General features: G+C 66.2%; 15 protein-coding genes. 3 read left to right on the top strand and 12 right to left on the bottom strand.

Features of this window, described 5'->3' with window-relative positions; genetic code table 11:
• Positions 1-8: 8 nt before the first annotated feature.
• From WKH79_RS03055 to WKH79_RS03030, 6 genes are all read right to left on the bottom strand, one after another.
• Entirely contained in the window at positions 9-644 is a 636-nt protein-coding gene (locus tag WKH79_RS03055) for a LysE family translocator (protein ID WP_341859572.1), read from the bottom strand.
• Positions 645-653: 9 nt separating this feature from the next.
• Positions 654-4,238 (bottom strand): error-prone DNA polymerase, encoded by a 3,585-nt coding sequence (locus tag WKH79_RS03050; protein ID WP_341859571.1) that lies wholly within the window; start codon positions 4,236-4,238, stop codon positions 654-656.
• 116 nt (positions 4,239-4,354) lie between these two features.
• Positions 4,355-5,824, bottom strand: coding sequence for a UdgX family uracil-DNA binding protein (locus WKH79_RS03045; protein WP_341859570.1), 1,470 nt, complete (start codon positions 5,822-5,824; stop codon positions 4,355-4,357).
• Between the two features lie 124 nt (positions 5,825-5,948).
• Positions 5,949-7,193 carry a putative DNA modification/repair radical SAM protein gene (locus tag WKH79_RS03040; protein WP_334200556.1) on the bottom strand — a complete coding sequence of 415 codons (1,245 nt, stop codon included), beginning with the start codon at positions 7,191-7,193 and terminating at the stop codon, positions 5,949-5,951.
• Between the two features lie 60 nt (positions 7,194-7,253).
• Positions 7,254-8,741 (bottom strand): DUF6504 family protein, encoded by a 1,488-nt coding sequence (locus WKH79_RS03035; protein WP_341860084.1) that lies wholly within the window; start codon positions 8,739-8,741, stop codon positions 7,254-7,256.
• Between the two features lie 83 nt (positions 8,742-8,824).
• Positions 8,825-9,607 (bottom strand): hypothetical protein, encoded by a 783-nt coding sequence (locus tag WKH79_RS03030; RefSeq protein WP_341859569.1) that lies wholly within the window; start codon positions 9,605-9,607, stop codon positions 8,825-8,827.
• A gap of 143 nt (positions 9,608-9,750) precedes the next feature.
• Here WKH79_RS03030 and WKH79_RS03025 point away from each other — a divergent pair, with 143 nt between their 5' ends.
• On the top strand, positions 9,751-10,236 hold the full coding sequence (locus tag WKH79_RS03025; protein WP_341859568.1) for a pyridoxamine 5'-phosphate oxidase family protein: 486 nt from the start codon (positions 9,751-9,753) through the stop codon (positions 10,234-10,236).
• A gap of 134 nt (positions 10,237-10,370) precedes the next feature.
• Here the strand turns inward: WKH79_RS03025 and WKH79_RS03020 are convergent, their stop codons facing one another.
• Positions 10,371-11,801: a sodium-dependent transporter gene (locus tag WKH79_RS03020; RefSeq protein ID WP_050600669.1), complete on the bottom strand. Its 1,431-nt coding sequence runs from the start codon at positions 11,799-11,801 to the stop codon at positions 10,371-10,373.
• A gap of 127 nt (positions 11,802-11,928) precedes the next feature.
• Between WKH79_RS03020 and panB the strand changes: the two genes are divergently transcribed.
• Together panB and WKH79_RS03010 are read left to right on the top strand one after the other, a co-directional pair.
• A complete protein-coding gene (panB, locus tag WKH79_RS03015) occupies positions 11,929-12,801 on the top strand; it encodes a 3-methyl-2-oxobutanoate hydroxymethyltransferase (protein WP_063505867.1) in 873 nt (290 codons plus the stop codon).
• Positions 12,802-12,817: 16 nt separating this feature from the next.
• Entirely contained in the window at positions 12,818-13,888 is a 1,071-nt protein-coding gene (locus WKH79_RS03010; protein ID WP_063505868.1) for a DUF475 domain-containing protein, read from the top strand.
• Here WKH79_RS03010 and WKH79_RS03005 read toward each other — a convergent pair.
• From WKH79_RS03005 to WKH79_RS02985, 5 genes are read right to left on the bottom strand one after another with little or no spacing between them, the layout of a single operon-like run.
• Positions 13,818-14,822: a bile acid:sodium symporter family protein gene (locus WKH79_RS03005; RefSeq protein ID WP_341859567.1), complete on the bottom strand. Its 1,005-nt coding sequence runs from the start codon at positions 14,820-14,822 to the stop codon at positions 13,818-13,820. The genes WKH79_RS03010 and WKH79_RS03005 overlap by 71 nt on opposite strands.
• A 40-nt stretch (positions 14,823-14,862) precedes the next feature.
• The gene (locus tag WKH79_RS03000) at positions 14,863-16,572 is read right to left on the bottom strand and encodes a tetratricopeptide repeat protein (RefSeq protein WP_341859566.1); all 1,710 of its coding nucleotides are present in this window, start codon (positions 16,570-16,572) and stop codon (positions 14,863-14,865) included.
• The gene (gene prsR, locus WKH79_RS02995) at positions 16,556-17,923 is read right to left on the bottom strand and encodes a PEP-CTERM-box response regulator transcription factor (RefSeq protein WP_341859565.1); all 1,368 of its coding nucleotides are present in this window, start codon (positions 17,921-17,923) and stop codon (positions 16,556-16,558) included. The genes WKH79_RS03000 and prsR overlap by 17 nt, the downstream gene beginning before the upstream one ends.
• Positions 17,923-20,031 (bottom strand): XrtA/PEP-CTERM system histidine kinase PrsK, encoded by a 2,109-nt coding sequence (prsK, locus tag WKH79_RS02990; protein WP_341859564.1) that lies wholly within the window; start codon positions 20,029-20,031, stop codon positions 17,923-17,925. Before prsK ends, prsR begins: the two co-directional genes overlap by 1 nt.
• Entirely contained in the window at positions 20,031-21,416 is a 1,386-nt protein-coding gene (locus WKH79_RS02985) for a TIGR03013 family XrtA/PEP-CTERM system glycosyltransferase (RefSeq protein ID WP_050600675.1), read from the bottom strand. Before WKH79_RS02985 ends, prsK begins: the two co-directional genes overlap by 1 nt.
• Positions 21,417-21,459 lie beyond the last annotated feature (43 nt).

The raw sequence follows: 21,459 nt of genomic DNA, 5'->3' as shown, positions 1-21,459 counted from the left end.
CATCCGTGTCACAGCTCCGTCCCCAATAATTCGGCCAGCACGAGGGCCGCTATCAGGAGGAAAACCGTTCCAATGCCGCGATCGATCCAGCGCCGCGTGGCCGCGCGCGCCATCAGGCGGGCGAGCCGCTGCCCGGCACCGATGTACAGCGCCCCGACCGGCACGTCGATCACGAGAGCGAGAACGGCGAGAAGGATGATCTGCGGACCGATCGGCGATGCGGCATCGACGAAGGGCGGGATGATCGCGAGCATGTAGATCAGCGACTTGGGATTGCCGATGGCGATGAGGATGCCGTCGCGAAAGGCATGGTGCGAAGGCCCGCGGGCAGTTGGCGGTGCTTCCTCTCCCGCGTGGAAGGAGTGCCGGATCGCCGCAATGCCGAGCCATGCGAGATAGCCGATCCCCGCAAAGGCCAGCACCCGGAAGGCCAGCGGATAGGCCGCCGCCAGCGTGCCGAGCCCCAATGCGACCAGCACCCACCACACCAGGTAGCCGATCTGCATGCCCAGCAGCGCCGCCCAGCCCGAGCGCGCACCGCGCCAGACTGCCTGCCCCATGACGAACAGCATCGATTGCCCTGGCACCAGGCTGGTGGTCGCGGTCACCAGCGCGAAGGCGGCGAGCTTTTCGGCATCGATCATGCAGCGCGCCTAGTGGAAGTCGCGGCTCGGGGGAATGATCCGCGCATCACGCGGATGCCCGCCCGAATTGGGGCCGAACCACCCGCATTCGCGATTGCCCGGCGGGGGCTCCTCCCACGGCTCGACCGGCCGGTAGGGGTCGTCCCCGCCTTCCCTGAGATTGTCGCGCGGATTGAACTTCGCGGGCAGCGGCGTCGTGACATGGTCCGCGCGCGCGACCGGCGCATTGAGCATGTCGTCGGAGAGCCGGTAGAGCTGGTGCGTCGCATCCTCCATGTGATGCGCGATCACATGGATCACCTCGTCGTCATATTCGACCCGGCCGCGCACCTCCATCAGCCGTGAACCCATGACCACACGGCGTTGTTTTTCCTTCAGATCCGGCCAGACCACGAGGTTGATGACACCGGTCTCGTCTTCCAGCGTGATGAAGCAGACCCCCTTGGCGCTGCCCGGTCGCTGGCGGATCAGCACCACGCCCGCGACATGCACCATGCTGCGGAACTTGCGGCTGCGCAGATCGCAGGCGCGCACGAAACCGCGTTCAGCCAGGCTGGCGCGCAGGAAGGACATCGGGTGCGCTTTCAGGCTGAGCCGCGTGGTCTGGTAATCGGCCACCACTTCCTCGCTCAGCGGCATGGCGGGCAATTGTGTCCGCGCGGTCTCGGCGCCCTCGTCGCGCGCTGCGGCGGCGGCAAACAGTGGCAGGTCCGCCCCGCCCACGATGCTGCGCGCATCCCACAGCGCCTGCCTGCGCGACAGCTGCATCGAACCGAAGCAGTCCCCACTGGCCAGGCGTTCGATATGCGCCGGGCCGATCCGCGCGCGGTCCTTGAGCGCGGCAACGTCGGCATAGGCCCCGCCCGCCTCGCGCTCGGCGATCAGCCGCGCCGCCACGGCCTCGGGCAGGCCGTCGACCTGCCGCAGGCCGAGACGTAGTGCGATGGTTCTCTCTTGCCGGCCCCGCGCCCGTTCTCGGCCGTTCGCGGGCGTCCCGCCGCCAATATCCTCCAGCGTGCAGTCCCATTGCGACAGATTGACGTCGGCGGGCAGCACGCTGACGCCATGCTTGCGCGCGTCGCGCACGATCTGCGCGGGGGCATAGAATCCCATCGGCTGCGAATTGAGCAGCGCGCAGCCGAAGGCGGCGGGGAAATGGCATTTGAGCCAGCTCGAGACATAGACCAGATGCGCAAAGCTGGCGGCGTGGCTTTCGGGGAAACCATATTCGCCGAAACCGCGGATCTGGTTGAAGCAGCGCTGCGCGAATTCGCGGTCGTAGCCGCGCTCGACCATGCGCTCGACCATCATGTCCTGCAATTCGTCGACCATGCCGCGGCTGCGGAAGGTCGCCATCGCCTTGCGCAGCCGGTTCGCCTCGCGCGAGGAGAATTTCGCAGCGTCGAGCGCGATCTTCATCGCCTGTTCCTGGAAGATCGGCACACCCAGCGTGCGTTCGAGAATGCTCGACAATTCGTCAGGCGGGCCATGCTCGGGGGCAGGCGCGGGAATGACGACCTGTTCGGCCCCGCGCCGGCGCTTGAGATAGGGGTGCACCATGTCGCCCTGGATCGGCCCCGGGCGCACGATGGCGACCTGGATCACGAGATCGTAGAATTCGCGCGGGCGCAGCCGCGGCAGCATGTTCATCTGCGCGCGGCTTTCGACCTGGAATACGCCCAGCGAATCCCCCTTGCGCAGCATGGCATAGGTTTCCGGGTCCTCGCGCGGGACGCTGGCAAGGCTGAGCGGGCGATTGTAGTGATCGTCGAGCAGGTCGAGGCACTTGCGGATGCAGGTCAGCATGCCCAGCGCGAGGACATCGACCTTGAGGATGCCGAGCGCCTCGATATCGTCCTTGTCCCATTCGATGAAACTGCGTTCGGGCATCGCCCCATTGCCGATCGGCACGGTTTCGGTCAGCGCGCTTTCGGTGAGGATGAAACCGCCGACATGCTGCGACAAATGCCGCGGCATACCAATCATTTGCTCGGTCAGTTTAAGAACCCGGCGCAAGTGCGGATCGCGCACATCCATGCCCGTCTCGGCAGCGTGTTTCTCGCTGATCTCGCGGCCCCACCCACCCCATACGGTCTTGGCCAGCGCAGCGGTGACATCCTCGGTCAGCCCCATCGCCTTGCCCACTTCGCGGATCGCCATGCGCGGGCGGTAATGGATCACCGTGGCGCACAGGCCGGCGCGGTGGCGGCCGTATTTGCGATAGATGTACTGGATCACCTCTTCGCGCCGTTCGTGCTCGAAATCGACGTCGATATCGGGCGGCTCCTTGCGTTCTTCCGAAATGAAACGGTCGAACAGCAGCGCGTGCTTGGCCGGGTCGACGCTGGTGATGCCGAGACAATAGCAGACCGCCGAATTGGCCGCGCTGCCGCGCCCCTGGCACAGGATCGGCGGATCGACCCCGCGCGCATAATCGACGATATCCTTGATGGTGAGGAAATATCGCGCCAGGTCGAGCTTGCCGATCAGCGCCAGCTCGCGTTCGATCGTTTCGCGCACAGTCTCCGGCACGCCGCCGGGATAGCGCCAGGCGGCCCCTTTCCAAGTTTCGCTGGTGAGATACTGCTGCGGCGCCTGCCCGTCGGGGTATATTTCCTCGGGATATTCATACGCCAGTTCGTCGAGACTGAAATCGCAGGCATCGGCCACTTCGCGCGTGGCGGCAATCGCATGCGGCCAGCGATCGAACAGCCTGATCATGGTCGCGGGCGGCTTGAGATAGCGTTCGCCATTGCTTTCCAGCAGGTGCCCCGCCGCCGCGACGGTGGTCTTGTGGCGGATCGCGGTCATCACGTCCTGCAACGGGCGCCTGTCGGGCGTGGCGTAATGCACGTCATTGGTGGCGAGGATGCCAAGGCCATGCGCCCTGGCGAGCGCATCGAGCCGTTCGATCCGCGCGATATCGCTGTCGGTATAGAGGAAGCTTGCGGCAAGGTGGCGAAGGGTGGGAAGCTGGGCCGCGATATGCGGCAGGATATCGGACAGCGTTCCTTCCACACGCGCCCGATCCGCTTGCCCGCCTTCGGATGCCTTTGTCCGGGAGCCGGGCGGAAAGGGGACGACATTGTTCGGCACCGTCACGGCGAAGCGCTGGTCGAGATCGCGCGGGGGCAGCAGGATCAGCTGCACATCCCCGGTATGTCCGGCCAGCATCGCGAGACTGATGTCGCAGGCGCCCTTGGCCTGCCATTCCCCGTCGAGCGTGCGCATCCGTCCGGCCGAGATCAGGCGGCACAATTGGCCATAGCCGGCGCGATCCCGCGGATAAGCCAGGAAGGCAAGACCTTCGACAGTTTCTATCCTGCAACCGATAAGCGGCTTCAGTTTAAGCGTTTTTGCCTCGGTATGAATGCGCACCACGCCCGCCATCGTATTGGCATCGGCAATCCCGATCGCATCGTAACCCAGCGCCCGCGCCTGCAGCACCAGGTCGACCGCATCCGACGCCCCGCGCAGGAAGCTGAAGCAGGACACGAGTCCGAGTTCGACGAAGGGCGAACGCGGCGGCGCCTCGATGCTCGCGGGATCGAGCTCGATCGTCCGCTTGGGGATCTGGAGATCGTTTTCGGGCATGACGGGCAGGTCTCGCCGTCATTCCTGCGAAGGCAGGGATCCATCCACCTGCGCCGCTGGGCGAAAGCTTGGCTGGACCCCCGCCTTCACGGGGGTGACGAGAGAAGTTGAGGGCATCATGGCGCGGCTAGTTCCGCGAGCCGTGCACGCACCGCGGCAAGGTCGGCATCGAACAGGCGCGCCTGTTCCTCCCGCGCGAGCCCATCGAGCCGCAACAGGTAGGACGGATGCGCGGTGACCCACAATTCGCTGCCATCCTCGAGCGGGATGGGGCGGCCCCGCGCCTTCGTGATGCTGACCGTCTTGCCCAGCATCCCGCGCGCCGCACTGGCGCCCATGGCCAGCACCAGTTTCGGCTGCACGATCGCGCGTTCGCTTTCGATCCACCAGCGGCAGGTGTCGATTTCCTTCGCGCCCGGATTCTGGTGCAGCCGCCGCTTGCCGCGCTGGACATATTTGAAATGCTTCACCGTATTGGTGACATAGGCGCCGCGCCGGTCGATCCCGGCCTTTTCCAGATGCACGTCGAGCAATTGCCCGGCGGGCCCGACGAAGGGGCGTCCCGCCAAATCCTCCTGGTCGCCCGGCTGTTCGCCCACGATCATGAGCGCGGCATCGTCCGGCCCCTCGCCCATCACCGCATGGTTGTCGAGCTGGCCGATCGGGCATTTGCGGCAGGCATGGATCGCCTTGTCGATCGCCGCCAGCGTATCGGGCCGGTCCTCCAGCCCGTCCGCGAACAGCGACTTGCCCTTGTCGACCATCTGCGCCTCGCGGTTCTGCGCGCCCGCCACCAGTTCGGGGATGAGCGCAGCCTCGGGCATGTTCTTCCAGTATTTCTTGGGCATTTCCTTGAGCATCGCGCCGATCTTCAGCCGCGCGGGATTGAAGATCGAGGCGTAATAGCTGCGCCACAGATCTTCCGTCGGATCTCCTTCGGGCGCATCGGACCGCTCGGCCGGCGGGCCTTCGGACATGGTCGTCCCGTCCCAGTGCAGCGAACCGCGCGGGGTCAGGATCGACCAGCGCATGTTCGCAAAGCGCCGCATGAAGAAGCCCGCATTGGCGCGCAGGATATGGTGATCGGGTTCGAACCAGGCGACGTAATGCTCGCCCACCTCATCATCCTCGTCCTCCACCAGCCGGAAGCGGACGAAGGCATGCATCTTGTGGCTGTCGCGGCGGACATTCTTGGCCAGCTCCTCCACCCGGCGCACATCGGGATCGGCCTTGTCCTCCATGATCCGCCCGTTCGCCTGCAACCGCCACAGCAGGCGATAGAGCAGCGCGAACCGCTCGGGGTCGGAATGGAGGATGGCATTGCGCGCCAGCGTCACGAAGCGCTTGCTCGCGCGCACCAGCCGCGCATCGGCGGGCGGGACGGGCATGCCCCGTTCGCTTTCCGCAGCCGGTGCAGCCGCGAACAGGTCGCCATTGCCGCCCGGCTCGACCCAGGCGATGCGATCGGGCGGGACCTCGCATTGCACCAGCGTGCGGGCCTGCTCGCGCCAGAACTCGAAATCGTCCGGCTCGGGCAGATGGACCACATGGTAGCTGGCGAGCCGGGCCTGCGGGAGCGCGTTCATGCCGGCCCCTTCAAACCGTCGCCCCTGCGCAGGCAGGGGCCCAGATAAGGTCTGCAACACAAGCCACGTCCGTTGTCTGGATCCCCACCTTCGCGGGGATGACGGTGAAAGAGAAACAGGAAATTCATGCGGTGAACAGCTCCAGCTGCTCGGTCTTGGGCGCGAGCAGGCTGCGCAGGTCGGCACGGTCGGTCAGCATGACGGGCCGCCAGTCGACGGTGCAGATAAAGGGCCGCACCTTGGTCACCGACAGCGTCAGCCGGGCCACATCGTCAAGCCGCAGATTGCGATGGCGGCGGCTGGCGAGGATCTTGCCCACCGCTTTCACCCCCAGCCCGGGCACGCGCAGCAATTGTTCCTTGGTGGCACGGTTGACATCGACCGGGAACTGTTCGCGGAATTTGAGCGCCCAGGCGAGCTTGGGATCGATGTCGAGCGGCAGGTTGCCGTCGGCCTCGGTCGCCTGCATCACTTCGGCCGGCTTGTAGCCGTAGAACCGCATCAGCCAGTCGGACTGGTAGAGCCGGTGTTCGCGGATCAGCGGCGGACGTTTCAGCGGCAGCACCGCGCTGGCATCGGGGATCGGCGAGAAGGCGCTGTAATAGACGCGGCGCAGGCGGAAATTGTCATACAGCCGGCTCGCCTTGCCGACAATATCCGCATCGGTGGCGGCATCGGCGCCGACGATCATCTGCGTCGACTGGCCCGCGGGGGCGAAGCGCGGTGCGTGCTTGAAGCGCTTTCTGGCGTCTTTCAGTTCGCTTATGTCGCTCTTGACCCGGCCCATCGCGCCTTCGATCTGCCGCGCATCCTTGTCGGGCGCGAGCCGGGTGAGGCCGCTGTCGGTCGGCAGTTCGACATTGATCGATACGCGGTCCGCATAAAGCCCCGCCTGGTGGACGATCTCGGCATCGGCCTCGGGAATGGTCTTGAGATGGATATAGCCGCGAAAATCGTGTTCTTCCCGCAAGATACGGGCGACTTCCACCAGCTGTTCCATCGTGTGGTTCGAGTTCTTCACGATGCCCGAGGACAGGAACAGCCCCTCGATGTAATTGCGCCGGTAGAAGGACAGCGTGAGATCGACGACTTCCTGCGGCGTGAACCGCGCCCGCGCGACGTTCGAACTCTTGCGGTTGACGCAGTAATGGCAGTCGAACACGCAGTGATTGGTCAGCAGGATCTTGAGCAGCGAGATACAGCGGCCATCGGGTGCGTAGGCGTGACAGATGCCCATCCCCTCGGTCGAACCGATTCCCTTGCCGCCCATGCTGGTGCGTTTGGCCGTGCCCGAGGACGCGCAGGAAGCGTCGTATTTTGCCGCATCGGCGAGAATCTCGAGCTTCTGAAGGACGGTTTGGGTAGCCATTCGTTCTATATATGTTCCACACAGCCCCCTGCCAATGTCGAATGATGCATCGAGGCGGTTTCAGGCACACAAACCGTGCAGGTACCAGTCGGGAGGGCCGCCCCGGCCATCGCCGATGATGCCCAGGCGGTAGATCCAGTACCGCCGGCCGGCTTCGTCCTCGATCCGGTAATAGTCGCGCAACCGCGCGCCGCCGCGTTCGCGCCACCATTCGGGCGCGATGCGTTCGGGCCCTTCAACCCGCGCCACCTCGTGCACTTGCCCGCGCCAGCGAAACCGCTGCGGATAGCCATCGGGCGTCGCATAGAGCACGGCAATGCTTTCGGGACTGTCGAGCAGCTTGAGCGGGCGCGCATGGAAAGCGAGCTGCCCTTGCGAGGATGCCTCGGGTTCGAGCGGCGGCTGCCAGCGCTGCGCGCGCTCGGGAATATGGCTGGCAAAGGGCACGGGGCGGGTAACCGCCTGCGCCCCGAGACGGACGGTCAGCCGGTCGATACAGGCCGCCAGCGACGTGCCGTGGGTTTCCGCCGCGGTCTCGATATCGTCCTGGGCAAGTGCCAGCGGTTCCGCCCAGCTGGCCCGCAGGCGCAGCATCTCGATCCCGAACCCGGCATCCACATCGTCGAGCCGCGCCGCGAACAGCCGGACGATATGCGCCGGATCGCGTGTCGCGGCCGCCAGTTCGAGCCGGCGAACCACCACTTCGCCATCGACGCGCCACAGCCCCAGTTCGAGACGCCGGGCACCCTGCCCCTGCCCCTCGAGCTCGCGCGCCATGTCCCCGGCAAGATCGGTGACCACCGTATCGAGCAACTGGCGATGGCGGATCGGTTCGAGCAAGCGCCGCTGGACCAGCGGCACCTGCTGCGGAACCACGGGCAGCAGCGGTTCGGGCACGCGCCCGAGCAGCTGGTCGAGCCGGACCAGCGGGTTGGCGGCAGGCGACTTGCGGTTGCGGAAACGGCGCTGGATCGCATCGCGCCCCAGGGTCGCGATCTCGCCCAGCCGCTTGAGCCCCAGCCGGCGCAACACGGTCACCACATCCTGGTCGAGCCGCAGCGCGGCCACGGGCAGATCGGACAGGGCGCGTTCGATCGCTTCGGCCCCCTCGACGATAGCCCCGTCGCGGCCATGATGCGCCAGCGCCCAGGCGGCTCCGGCGGTTGGCGCAATCGCCGTGCGAACCGCCAGCTTTCGCTGGGCAAAGGCCTGCTGCACATCGGCAAGCAGCCGGTTCTCGCCGCCGAAGAGATGCGCCACCGCGGTCACATCGACCAGCAGCCCGTCGGGCGGGTCGAGCGCGGACCACGGCCCCCAGCGCTGCGCCCAGATTGCCAGGGTCTCGAGAAAGCCGAGATCGCCCGCCGGATCGCTGGGCGCGGTGGCGATTTCGGGGCAGAGCGTACGCGCATCGGCGAGCATCATGCCCTCGTGCGCGCCGGCAGCGGCCCCCGCACGGTTGACCGCCTCGATCCGCGGGCCGTGCGCCGTGTCGGCGATCAGCACCAGCGGCCCCCTGTCCAGCACGCGGCTGTGCTCGTCCGCCATCACGCGCCAACGGTCGATCGCCAGCGCGGGCAGCCAGATCGACAGGATGCGGCGGGACCGCGATGATCCCGCCTCCTGCGGGCTCACGCCCGGCGCAGCGGATGGCGCAAGCGCAACCCGGCCGCCCAGTTCGCCGCCGCCTCTCCGGTTTCTTCGTCCGGCTTGCGGGCCATCAGCCCGCCCTGCTCCTCGCCCAGCACCCATTCGCCCGGCGCATGCGCGCGCGCGCGGAACAGCTCCGCCCGCCAGCGGGGCGTACCGGGGGCCCGCTGGTTCCAGTGCGGCGCAGGCGACGGGGCCGAGGCGACTTCCCAGCGCATGCGTGCCGAAGACAGGTCGCGCGCGGCATCGAGCCGCACGAGGAACAAGGGCACCCCGTGCCTTTCGCTCGCCAGCGTCAACCGGCGCGAGGCAGTGAAATCGAACGCCTTCGGATTGCCGGCGATCTCTCCCAGCACGAAGGCCAGATCACGGCAGCGCAATCCTTCTTCCAGTGCGAAGAGCGCATCTTCCGCCTTTTCCGCCAGGACATGGATCACCCTCCCCTGCAGGGTCTGTGGCAGGCCGGCGCGATAGGGCCGACCCACCCGCCGCGCGGCCTCGCGCGTCTGGACCCACAGCACGCTGCGCCGGTCCTGCGCTTCGTCCCCGGCTTCGCGCGGCAGGCAGCGGGCATCATCGAGCGCCAGCGCCAACGCGGCGGCGCAGCCCGCACTCTCGCGCGTGGAGGCGAAGACCTCGTTGTGCAGCGCCAGACCCTGATGTGCCGCCAACCCGGGGCGCCACCGCGTGCTGCGCCGTGCGGACAGCGCGGCAACATCGGTAAAGGCCGTGAACGGCAAGGAGACAGGATCGGGTTGGTACATGACGGAACGACTCGTTTGTTCCTTTTATGTTCCATATCGGAGCGATTCGCAATTCGGCGCACCCTGTCATCCCCAATCACACGATCCGGGACCGAACCGCGCGCTCGTACATTGATCGGGTAAATCCAATTCAAGGAGACACCATGAAACACGCCGCAGGGAACCCCGACGAACTCAAGGAACAGTTCTGGAAGGCACTGGCAGATTCGCCCTTCCTCTTCCTCCAGCTCGACAGCCAGAGCTCTACCGCAGTGCCGATGAGCCCGCAGCTCGACAAGGATGCGAACAGTTCCATCTGGTTCTTCACGCATACCAAGAGCGATTTTGCCAAGCTCGGCCGCGCGACGGCCACTTTCGAGAGCAAGGGCCACGAGGTCTTTGCGCGCTTCGATGGCACGCTGACCCGCGAGACCAGCAAGGAGCGGTTCGACCAGTTCTGGAGCAATTTCGTCGAAGCCTGGTACGAAGGCGGCAAGGACGATCCCAACATTCTGTTCCTGCGCATGGATCTCGGCGACGCCGAAATCTGGAACGGCGACCTGGGCCTGCTCACCACTGCCAAGATGGCGCTGGGCAAGACCGTGGTCGACGAAGCCGAAGAAAAGCACGCGAAAAGCGTCGATCTCTAGGATTTCGCCTCCGGGCAAACAAAGGGCCGCTCCCACATGGGGGCGGCCCTTTTCATGTCCGGCATTGCTTGTCGGCTATCCCGTTCGCTCGGCGCAATGGCGCGGTCCCGGTTCCGCCGCTGGCGGCGCTGCGCTCAGCCGCCGAGAATGGCGGGGAACAGCCCGGTGACCAGGATGATCGCCACGGCCAGCGGGCACAGCCACGCCAGCAGGAAACGCCAGATTCCGAACGCTAGGGGCGACAGGCCGGTGGTCGTACGCAGCAAGTTCGTATCCGCCTTCCAGCCGATGAATATCGACGTCAGCAGCGCCCCGACGGGCAGCATGACCTTGCCTGTGAAGCCATCGACCGTGTCGAGGATATCGGTATCCGCGAACAGGTCCCAGAAGCCCAGCGGGCGGACATCGGACCACACGTTGTAGCCCAGCAGACAGGCGATCCCGATCAGGAACGCACCGCCGCCGAAGATCAGGGCCGACTTGGGCCGGCTCCAGCCGCGCTCGCCGATCCCGTAGGCGGTCGGCACTTCGAGCAGCGAAATCGAGCTGGTGACCGCGGCGACCAGGATCAGCAGGAAGAACAGCAGGCCGAACAGCGCCCCGCCGGGCATCGTCTGGAAGGCGAAGGGCAGCGTCTGGAACACCAGCGTCGGACCGGCAGCGGGATCGAGCCCGACTGCAAAGACGATCGGGAAGATCATCAGACCGGCAAGCAGCGCCACACAGGTATCGGCGATCGCGATGATCGCGGCCGTCGGGCCAAGCGCGCTGCCTTCCTTGATATAGGAGCCGTAAGTGATCAGCCCGGCCACGCCGAGCGAGAGCGAGAACAGCGCCTGGCCAAGCGCCGAGTTCATGACTTCGGGGGTGAGTTTCGACCAGTCGGGGGTGAACAGGAACGCCGCCGCGTCGCCGATGTCGCCTTCGATCGCGCCATAGATCACCAGCCCGACAAGCAGGACGAAGAACACCGGCATAAGGTAGGTGGCGGCCTTCTCGATGCCCGAACTGACGCCGCGCGCAACGATGTAGAGCGTCAGCCCCATGAACAGGAAATGCACTGCCAGGAGCAGACCGGGATTGGCGAACATGTCGCCCAACCGCTGCTGGATTTGTTCGCGGCTTTCCCCCGCCAGCGCGCCGCGGAACGGATCGCCTGCCATTATGGCCTGCGCGAGGTCGCTGCCCATCACGCCGACGTAATACAGCACCCAGCCGGCAACCACCGAATAGAACGCCACGATCAGGAAGGCGGCGAGCGCGCCGACCGCACCGAACACCGACCATCCCGGGCTCGCCTGAGACTGCGCCGCCACCCGGCGAATCGAGCCGATCGCGTCGGTCTGGCCCACGCGTCCGATGAATATCTCCGACAATACCAGCGGCAGGCCGAGCAGGAACACGCAGGCGATGTAGACGATGACGAATGCGCCGCCCCCGCTCTCGCCCGCCAGCGTCGGAAACCGCCAGATATTGCCCAGCCCGACCGCGGCCCCCACCGCGGCAAGGATGAATGCCGTGCGCGAGGACCAGCCCTCGCCCGTCGAACTCGTGGTGGCGACCATGTACAGATTGTTCCTCTCAAACCGCGGCGATCCCGGCCGCGCCTCACATGTCCGCCCTTAAACACACAATCTTGCGAGAATCCAAGCTTCGCTTTGCCATCGTTCCCGTGCTTGCTAGTGGGTGCCCATGTCCACCACCTTCCAGCTCGATACCAGCACCAGCAGGGCCAACCCCACTCCCCAGCCGATGAAGCGGCTGACGGTCCCGAAAATCCGCGCGCACAAGGCCGATGGGGAAACCGCCAAGCCGCTGGTGATGCTGACCGCTTACACCGCGCGGCAGGCGCAATTGCTCGATGCGCATTGCGACATGCTGCTGGTCGGGGATTCGCTGGCGCAGGTGATCTACGGCCTGCCCACCACCATCCCCGTCACGCTCGACATGATGGCCACCCACGCCGCGGCGGTCGTGCGCGGCAGCTATCATTCGGTGGTCGTGGTCGACATGCCTTTCGGGTCGTACGAACAGTCGCCCCAGCAGGCCTTCGAAAGCGCGACCTTCCTGCTCAAGCAATCGGGCGCGGCCGCGGTCAAGCTCGAAGGCGGCGCGCAGATGGCGGAAACGGTCAGTTTCCTCAACCAGCGCGGCATCCCGGTGATGGGCCATGTCGGGCTCACCCCGCAGGCGGTCAATGTGCTGGGCGGCTATGCAGCGCGCGGCCGCAGCGACGCCGAGGCCGAGAAGATCGTCGGCGACGCGCGCGCCCTCGACGAGGCGGGCGCCTTTGCCATCGTGCTCGAAGGGGTGCTCGAACCCATCGCCATCGAGGCGACCGGTGCAGTGTCGTGCCCCACCATCGGCATCGGCGCTTCGGCGCAATGCGATGGGCAAGTGCTGGTGACCGAGGACATGCTGGGCATGTTCGAGAGGGTCCCGCGCTTCGTGAAGAAGTATGCCGACATCGCCGGGGTCATCGAAACGACCGTGGCGCAATATGCCGAGGAAGTGCGGGGCCGCAGCTTCCCCACTCCCGACCAGACCTATCAGCCGAAGAGCTGACAACCGGGCGCAGACCATGGAAACAATCCGCAATTACTACACGTTTTCGTTCGGCTTCACCGCGGTCTGCTTCGCGCTGGCCGCATGGTATGGCTGGTCGAGCACGGGATCGATCACCGCCACGCTCGGCATCCTCTGGATCGTTGTAGTGCTGTCGATTCTCGAAGTGTCGCTGAGCTTCGACAATGCGGTGGTCAACGCCACCGTGCTGCGCGACATGGACCCGGTCTGGCAACAGCGGTTTCTGACCATCGGCATCCTGATCGCCGTGTTCGGCATGCGGATCGTGTTCCCGATCGCGATCGTCGCCATCGCGGCACGCGTCGGCCCGCTCGAGGCGGTTTCGCTATCGCTCAACAATCCGGCGGAATACGAACGGATCGTCTCCGAAGCGCATATCGGCATCGCCGGCTTCGGCGGTGCCTTCCTGGCGATGGTCGGGCTGACCTTCTTCTTCGACAACGACAAGGAAGTGCACTGGATCGCCGCGATCGAGAAGGCGATCAACAAATTCTCGAATGTGCCCGCAGTCGAGATCGGGCTGGTGCTCGTACTCGTCTACTGGGTTTCCACCCTGCTCGTTCCGGCCGACAAGATCACCTTCCTCACTGCCGCAGTTCTCGGCCTGGTGACCTTCATCGCCGTCCACGCGATCGCCGCGATCATCGAGGAACGCGAAGCGGCCAAGAAGGCGGCCGGCCAGATCGTGAAATCCGGTCTCGGCGGGTTCCTCTATCTCGAAGTGCTCGACGCAAGCTTCAGCTTCGACGGCGTGATCGGGGCCTTCGCGCTGTCGAACAACATGGTGATCATCGCGCTGGGCCTGTCGGTCGGGGCAATGTTCGTTCGTTCGATGACGATCCACCTCGTGCGGACCGGCACGCTGGCGCAGTATCGCTATCTTGAACACGGGGCCTTCTGGGCGATCATCGTGCTGGGCGTGATCATGCTGCTGTCGGCGCGCTATCACATTCCCGAAACGATCACCGGGCTGCTGGGCGCGGTGCTGATCGGTCTCAGCTTCTGGTGGTCGGTGCGCCATAACCGGCGCTTTCCGGCCGATGCGGTGACGACGCCAGCCGACTAGCGATCGGCGCGGCGACCACCAGCTGGAAGAAGTGGTACAGCAGCAGCGCGATCACCAGGAAGCCGGCCTCTTCGGGCGGAAACAGGATCGTCGCCAGCGGCGCACCCACCGCCGCGCTTTTCTGCGCCCCGGCGAACAGGAAGGCGATGCGATCGGCCCGCTGGAGGCGAAGCGCGCCGCCCGCCAGCCATGCGCCCAGATTGCCCGCCAGCAGGAAGGCGGCGACCAGCGCGCCGATTACCGCCCAGTCGATGCCCGCGACGCGCGACCAGATGCCCTGCTCCACCGCGCCCGAGAACGCGACATAGACCGCCGCCGAAATAGCGAAGCGGTCGATCCAGGCGATCTTCGGCTTGTGCTGCGCGATGAAGCCCGAGGTAAAGCCCTGCACGGCCTGCCCGATGGCGAAGGGCAGGATCAGCAGCAGCATGATCTTGCCGATCACTTCCATCCCCACCGCCCCGCTGCCGCTGCCGCCCAGCGCGAGGAACAGCGGCACCGTGATGAACACGCCCAGGATGTTGAGCAGTGCCGCGCCGACGACCGACAGCGCCACATTGCCCCCAGCAAGCGAGCTGTAGGAGGTTGCCGATTGAACGGTGGAAGGCAGCGTTCCCAGATACAGGAACCCCAGCGCGACCGACGGCGCCAGTAATCCCTGTCCGATCGAGGCGAGCGCCAGCCCGACCAGCGCCATCGCCCCGAACACCCACAACACCAGCGGGACGAGGAAACGCCAGTTCGCGAAACCGGCGACGATATCTCGCCGGGCGATCCGCATGCCGTTGAGCAGGAAGAGAACGAAAATTGCGGCATTTGCCACCATCTGCGCCCAGCCTCGCGCATCACCGGTGGCGGGCAGCAGCGCAGCGACGACGATCGCCGCCACCAGCATGCGCAGCATGGGGTCGGTCAATACGGTTCTGAAACTCATCGCCCTGCCCTGCCTGCCGGCGAAACGCTTGTCGAGCGGGTCAGCGCGATTGCAGCGAGCGCAGCTTGGCTTCCAATTCGGCGCGGGCGGCGCTCCCGTCATCGGGCATGGCTGCAAGCAGCGCGGAGATCGCCAGCGGGTTCATCGGTTCGAGTTCGTGCGCGGCGAGCGCATAGCTCATTGCCTCCTCCGCGTCGCCCAGCTGCCGCGCCCCGACGCTGCGCGCGGCGAGCACCCACGGCACGCGACCCGTGCCGAGATCGAGCGCGTGATCGAGCAGGCCGACCGCGCGCGGCCAATCGCCTTGCGCGGCGTAGCTGTCGGCCAGTGCAGCCGCCGCCTCGCCGTTCATCGGGTTCTGCCTGACATAGTCGGCGAGCATCCTCTGCGCGCGTGGCACATCGTCCTGCGCTCGCGCCAGCCGCAGAGCGAGCGGCCACCCCAGGCGGATCCGGGCGGCGCGACCATAGGCGGCGCGCGCGGCGGGCTTGTCCCCCACGGCAAAGCTTGCATCGCCCAGAACCGCCTGCGCATCGGCCGATCCGGGAAAGCGGCGCGCCAGTTCGGCTGCGCGCGTCACTGCCGCCTCACCGTCGCCCGCGACGATGGCATGGCGCACCTGATCCCTGAGCTGCAGTGCCCCGGTCGCTTGCGACGTCGGCGAAATCCGTACCGGCGAAAGGCTCGGGAGCGCGGTCAGCTGGCCCGATGCAACCGCCGGCTGATCGAGGAACCGCGCGGCGCGGGCGCGGTCGCCCAGCGCCTCGTAAGCGCGGCCGACCAATGTGCGCAGATAGGCCGATGCGGGATCGTCGGCCACTATACCGGCAAACCGGCGGACCAGCTCGCGCTCGCCAGCGCTGCGCGACAGGGCAAAGGCCAGTAAATCGCGAATCCGGCGGTTGTCGGGTTGGCGGGAATACAGCCGATCGAGCGTCACGGCGGCGATCGCGTAGTTTTCCTGCTGCAGGTCGATCAGCGCCGACAGCAATTGCGCCGAAGCGACCCCGTCCTTCGCCAGACCCGAGCGTTCCAGCAGATCGCGGGCCAGCGCGACATCGCCGCCCCGCGCGGCAATGACCGCCTGGACGAACAGTCCCCGGGGCGCCGCGGCGGCAGTCCCGTCCCCGCCCCGCAGAACCGCCAAAGCGTCTTGCGCGCGCCCCGCATCGCTCAGCGTTGCGGCGAGATCGAGCCGCAGTTCCCTGTTCTGCGGGTGCAGCTCCAGCGCACGGGCAAACCACTCCGCACCGGTTGCGAGGCCCTGCGCATCGCGGGCCAGCTGGCCGCGAAAGAGCAGCGCTTCGGCATGCGCGGGATCGATTGCCAGCGCGCGGTCCACCGCCTCGAGCGCCTGCGCCTGTTCGCCCCCGGCATAGCGCAGCCGGCCGATATCGACCCACAGTCCCGCATTGGCGGGATCGGCGCGATAGGACTGGTCGAAAGCCGCGCCGGCAGCCGGCAGGTTCCCCTGCGCCATTTCGAGCCGGCCTAGGCTCCGGAACCCCTCGGCGCGGGTCTCCGCGGAAAACTCGCCCGGCTCGAGCCAGGCGCGCGCCAGCGCGAGGTCGCCTGCGAGCAATGCCCGTTCGCCGTGCATTGCCGCGATGTCGGCCCGCTGCTGCGCAGGCTGGGTTGGCGCAGCAGCGCCCGTGCCGGACGGATCCTCCACCGAGCCATCGCAGGCGGCAAGGCCCGGCGCTGCCAAGACCAGTCCCGCCAGGAGCGCCAGGTCACGCGTGCAGATCATACTGCTTGAGCAGGTCGTACAGCGTCGGCCGGCTGATCCCCAGCAGCTTGGCCGTGTTCGAGATGTTGCCCTCGCTGCGCGCCAGCGCCTGGCGGATCATCCGGCGATCAGCCTGTTCGCGTGCCGCCTTCAGGTTGAGCGCGATATCCGCGCCGTCTGCCGCACTTTGCGTCAGGTCGAGGTCTTCGGCGGTCACGAGCTTGCCGTCAGCCATGATCACCGCGCGCTTCACGCGGTTCTCCAGCTCGCGGACATTCCCCGGCCAAGCCCAGCTGTCGATCGCGGCGAGCGCATCGGGCGCGAACCCCTTGACCTGCGGGTTCATTTCCTTCGCCAGCCGGGTCAGGAAATGCTTCGCCAGCAGCACCGCATCGCCGGGCCGGTCGGACAGCGGAGGCACCTTCACCACGATTTCGGCGAGCCGATAGAACAGGTCCTCGCGGAAGGTGCCCGCGCCGATCATCGCCTCCAAATCCTGGTGCGTTGCGCAGACGATCCGCGTGTCGACCGAAATAGCCTTGCGGCCCCCGACGCGTTCGATCGTGCGTTCCTGCAGGAAGCGCAGCAGTTTGACCTGCAAGGGCAAGGGAATATCGCCCACTTCGTCGAGGAACAGCGTGCCCCCATCGGCCAGTTCGATCTTGCCCGGTGTCGTCTTCACCGCGCCGGTAAAGGCGCCCTTCTCGTGCCCGAACAGCTCGCTTTCGAGCAGGTTTTCCGGGATTGCCGCGCAATTGATCGCGACGAAGGAACCGTCCTTGCGAACGCTGCAATCGTGGACGCCGCGCGCCAGCAGTTCCTTGCCCGTACCGCTCGCGCCGAGCAGCATCACCGACACATTGGTCGGCGCCACCCGTTCGATGGTGCGCGCGACCTTGGCCATTTCGGGCGCGGCCGTGATCATCGAACCGAGCACTGTGCGCTCGTCACCGATCTGTTCGGCCAGACGGCGGTTTTCGCTCTCTATCTGGTGCAGCCGGTAGGCGCGCTGGACGATCAGCCCGAGCGTGTCGATATCGACCGGCTTCTGGTAGAAATCGTAGGCGCCTTCCTCGACCGCGCGCAGCGCGCTTTCGCGCGCGCCGTGGCCCGAGGCGACGATCACCTTCGTATCGGGCTTGATCGCCATGATCGCCTCGAGCACCGCGAACCCCTCGCTGGTCCCGTCGGGATCCGGCGGCAGGCCGAGATCGAGCGTGACCACCGCGGGTTCTTCCGCCCGCACCGCTGCCACGGCGGTTTCTCGCGTGTCCGCCAGGATCACGTCGAAATCCTCATAGGCCCATTTGAGCTGGGCCTGGAGCCCTTCGTCATCCTCGACGATGAGCAGTTTCGGCTTTGTTTCCGCCATTATGCGACCTCGTTGTTGTCTGCGGAATTGCTGCGCCTGATCAGCGAACTGGCCGCCTGTATCGGCAGGCTGATCGTAAAGCGGGTGCCGAGCCCTTCGCGCGATTCGACGTCGACCCTGCCGCCCATCGAACGGATCAGTTCGCGCGCTTCGAAGGCACCGATCCCGAACCCGCCGTTCTTCGAAGACACGAACGGCTTGAACAGGCTGTTGCGAATGAATTGCGGCGACATGCCATGGCCGTTGTCGATCACGGTGACCTTGCCCGACATACCGTCGCTATACACCTCGACCATCACCGAACTGTTGGTATCGCTGGCATCGATCGCGTTCTGGACCAGATGGACCAGCGCTTGGTCGAAGGCTTCGGGAACGCCTTCGACGGCGACCGGCTCGGACCGCAGGACGGCGACCGGGTGAAACTGGCTCAGCTGCTCAACCGTGCGCCGCGCAGCGACTGCCAGATCGAAGCGGCGGACCGCTTCAGACGCACCCCCGCCATAGCGGCCCAGCCGGCTGAGCAGCGCGTTGAGCTTGTCGGCGCTGTTGCGCAGCGTGACGAGCATGTCCTCGCGGAACTCTGGCTTGTCGGCGTGTTTCTCGGCATTGCGCAGCAGCAGCGACATCTGGCTGGAGAGGTTCTTGATGTCGTGCATGACGAAGGCCATTCGATGGTTGAATTCCTCGAACCGGCCCGCCTCGAGCAGGGCGGTCTGGCTGGCCTGTTCGGCCAGATAGCTGGCCAGCTGCCGTCCCACGACCGCGAGGAGGTCGAAGTCTTCCCAGTCGAGCTTGCGCGCCACCAGCGGCCGCGCGAGGATGACGAGGCCGACGAGGCGGTCGAAATGCATCAGCGGGACGGCCGCCCACGCCGATCGGTCGTGCCGCAGCCACTGCGGAATATGCGCCAGTTCGCCGTGATGGTCGATGCCCGCCCGCAGTTCGTCGAAATCGAGGATCAGCTCGCTGTCCTCGAGCAGTTTCGCCAGCGCCTCGGGACCTGCAGTGGTGGGCAGGTTGCGACCCGGCCAGCGCCAGTTGGCCGCGAGTTCGAGGTCCCCCTCGTCGCCCGGCACCAGCAGCAGGCCCGACGGGCTGTCGGTGATGTCGGCCAGCGCTTTGACCGTACGCTCCTGCAGGGTGATGTTGTCGAACCCGGTGGTGCCGATCGTGTCGGTAAAGCGGATCCACTCGGTGCGGTAGTCGTACCGGTGCTTGAACAGGTGCTTGACCGCGGTGACCCGCAACCAGCCGCGCAGGCGGTCCGAAGGCAGCCAGATCAACGCCAGCGCACCCGCCGCGATGATCAGGCCCACCTGTGTCAGCCGGGCCAGATCGCCGCTGAGCATGTTGAGCCAGCGCGCGATGCCCAGCATCACTGCAAGATACCCCCCGATCAGCAGCAGCGAGAGGAAGCGGAAGGTGACCGCACGCGACGGGCTGAAGGCGAGTTCGGAAGAATTGCGCGTGAAGCCGATCGCAAAGGGCACGGCGAAGATGGCTGCCGCCAGTCCGCGCAGAACGGCCAGCTCGCCCGGCGGCGATCCCATGATGTAGGCGATGGTGAAATAGTTGAGGTCGAAGGCCCACAGCCCCGCCAGGGCAGCAACGCTCCATCGCAGGATCTCGCGCGAGGTCGCGGCGGCACCGGCATAGAGATTGTGCAACAGCACCAGCGCGCCGACCGCCACCATCACGCGGAACAGCGCCGCGGTATCGAATGTCAGCAGCGCAAGCTCGGGCGTGACCGCATAGCGCCGGGCGATGAGCAGCAAGAGGAATTGCATGACCTCGACCAGCACCAGCGCGACCACCACCGGTCGTACCAGCCGCAAGGTCTCGTCGCGGCCATCGTTGCTGAACAGGCGGAACAGGACGAACAACCACGCGAGATTGCGGGCGATCTCGGTGAGCTCGACGATCGGCCGGCCCGGCTCGAAGCTAGCCGCGGCGAAGCACCAGTTGGCAGTCAGCGCCACAGCGACGATCGCGGGTGTGCGGTCGCCACGCGCGGGATCGCCCTTGCGCCCGATCCAGATCGCCGCAAGCGCGCAGACGATCGCCCCGATCGTGTAGGCCACATAGGACAGGCTGCCGACGAGACCCATCACCGCGCACCGTCCGGCCAGAGGATGACCCGCGCCGTCTGCAACAGGATCAAAAGGTCGAGAAACGGCGTGTAATTCTTGGCGTAATAGAGATCGTATTCGAGCTTGTGGCGCGCATCTTCGGTGTTGGCGCCATAGGGGTAGTTGATCTGCGCCCAGCCGGTGATGCCCGGCTTCACCACATGGCGCTCCGCATAATAGGGCAGCGCCTTTTCCAGTTCGGAGACGAAGGCGGGCACTTCGGGACGCGGGCCGACGAAACTCATCTCGCCCTTGAGCACGCTCCAGGCCTGCGGCAGTTCGTCGATGCGCACGGTCCGGATCACCCGTCCGACCCGCGTCACCCGCGGATCGCCCTTCTCCGCCCACTGCGCCCCGTTCGCTTCGGCATCGAAGCGCATCGAGCGCAGCTTTATCAGCGTGAAGGTCTGGCCGTAGAGGCCGACGCGCTTCTGGCGGAAGAATGCCGGGCCGCCGGTTTCCAGCTTCACCAGCACCGCAAAGATACCGATCAGCGGCAGACCGACGATCAGCAGCAGCAGGCTGGCAACGATATCGAACGTCCGCTTGCCGATGCTCGACAAGCGCCGGCCGGCGGAAAACCCGTCGGAGAAAATCAGCCAGCTGGGGTTGAGCGTGTCAAGATCCACCCGTCCCAGCTCACGTTCGAGAAAGCTGGAGAAGTCGTTGACGTGGACGCCCTGCGTCTTGACGCGCAGCAGGTCTTTCAGCGGCAGCGAATTGCGCCGTTCCTGCAGCGCGAGCACGACCTCGGTCGCACCGACGCGGTCGGCGAACCGGCCGAGATCGGAAATCGATTCACGCTGCACGGCGGTGGCGATCAGCGGCGCGGTTTCCCCCATCGCGACGAAGGCACCGATCCTGAAGCCGCTTTCGGGCCTGTGCGACAGGCGCTCGAGCCGCCTGGCGCGTTCGCCTGCGCCCAGCACCAGCACCGTCCGCCGGAACGCCTCGGCGCCCAGCATCCGGCTCGCGAGGATCCGGTTCGCGACGAGCACGAGGATGGCGATCCCCATCGCGTACAGCAGGACCGAGCGCCACAGCGCCGAACCGGGGAGGACGAAATTGACCAGCGATATGGCGAGCACGCCCAGGCTGACCGCCACCAGCAACCGGGCAGTCGCGAAGCGGATCGAGCGCAGCGCCTCGGGGCCATAGGAGCCCACCGCGATCATCCCCAGCCAGATGACTCCGGCAAAAACCCCGATTTCGACCGCGCGATCGGAAACTTCCCCGACGCCCGTGCCGATCTGCATCACGCGCAGCCGCCACGCGGCTTCGCCTGCCAGCAGCAGCAGCATGAAGTCGATCAGGGAAAGCAGCACCACATTGTAGGAAATGTAGTGCTTGAACAGGCGGATCATCCGAACCGGCTCACCAATGGTTAGTGTCGGGATGCTTGACTAG

The sequence above is a fragment of the Qipengyuania sp. GPGPB31 genome (genome assembly GCF_038396345.1).
GTDB lineage: Bacteria > Pseudomonadota > Alphaproteobacteria > Sphingomonadales > Sphingomonadaceae > Qipengyuania > Qipengyuania citrea.
The sequence above is the reverse complement of the archived record's forward strand: the minus strand, read 5'-3'. Positions and strand labels throughout refer to the sequence as shown.

What these genes read in the sequence shown, in the direction of transcription:
- WKH79_RS03055 (WP_341859572.1), bottom strand. Translation starts at nt 644, where the DNA reads ATGATCGATGCCGAAAAGCTCGCCGCCTTCGCGCTGGTGACCGCGACC.
- WKH79_RS03050 (WP_341859571.1), bottom strand. Translation starts at nt 4,238, where the DNA reads ATGCCCGAAAACGATCTCCAGATCCCCAAGCGGACGATCGAGCTCGAT.
- WKH79_RS03045 (WP_341859570.1), bottom strand. Translation starts at nt 5,824, where the DNA reads ATGAACGCGCTCCCGCAGGCCCGGCTCGCCAGCTACCATGTGGTCCAT.
- WKH79_RS03040 (WP_334200556.1), bottom strand. Translation starts at nt 7,193, where the DNA reads ATGGCTACCCAAACCGTCCTTCAGAAGCTCGAGATTCTCGCCGATGCG.
- WKH79_RS03035 (WP_341860084.1), bottom strand. Translation starts at nt 8,741, where the DNA reads ATGGCGGACGAGCACAGCCGCGTGCTGGACAGGGGGCCGCTGGTGCTG.
- WKH79_RS03030 (WP_341859569.1), bottom strand. Translation starts at nt 9,607, where the DNA reads ATGTACCAACCCGATCCTGTCTCCTTGCCGTTCACGGCCTTTACCGAT.
- WKH79_RS03025 (WP_341859568.1), top strand. Translation starts at nt 9,751, where the DNA reads ATGAAACACGCCGCAGGGAACCCCGACGAACTCAAGGAACAGTTCTGG.
- WKH79_RS03020 (WP_050600669.1), bottom strand. Translation starts at nt 11,801, where the DNA reads ATGGTCGCCACCACGAGTTCGACGGGCGAGGGCTGGTCCTCGCGCACG.
- panB (WP_063505867.1), top strand. Translation starts at nt 11,929, where the DNA reads ATGTCCACCACCTTCCAGCTCGATACCAGCACCAGCAGGGCCAACCCC.
- WKH79_RS03010 (WP_063505868.1), top strand. Translation starts at nt 12,818, where the DNA reads ATGGAAACAATCCGCAATTACTACACGTTTTCGTTCGGCTTCACCGCG.
- WKH79_RS03005 (WP_341859567.1), bottom strand. Translation starts at nt 14,822, where the DNA reads ATGAGTTTCAGAACCGTATTGACCGACCCCATGCTGCGCATGCTGGTG.
- WKH79_RS03000 (WP_341859566.1), bottom strand. Translation starts at nt 16,572, where the DNA reads ATGATCTGCACGCGTGACCTGGCGCTCCTGGCGGGACTGGTCTTGGCA.
- prsR (WP_341859565.1), bottom strand. Translation starts at nt 17,923, where the DNA reads ATGGCGGAAACAAAGCCGAAACTGCTCATCGTCGAGGATGACGAAGGG.
- prsK (WP_341859564.1), bottom strand. Translation starts at nt 20,031, where the DNA reads ATGGGTCTCGTCGGCAGCCTGTCCTATGTGGCCTACACGATCGGGGCG.
- WKH79_RS02985 (WP_050600675.1), bottom strand. Translation starts at nt 21,416, where the DNA reads ATGATCCGCCTGTTCAAGCACTACATTTCCTACAATGTGGTGCTGCTT.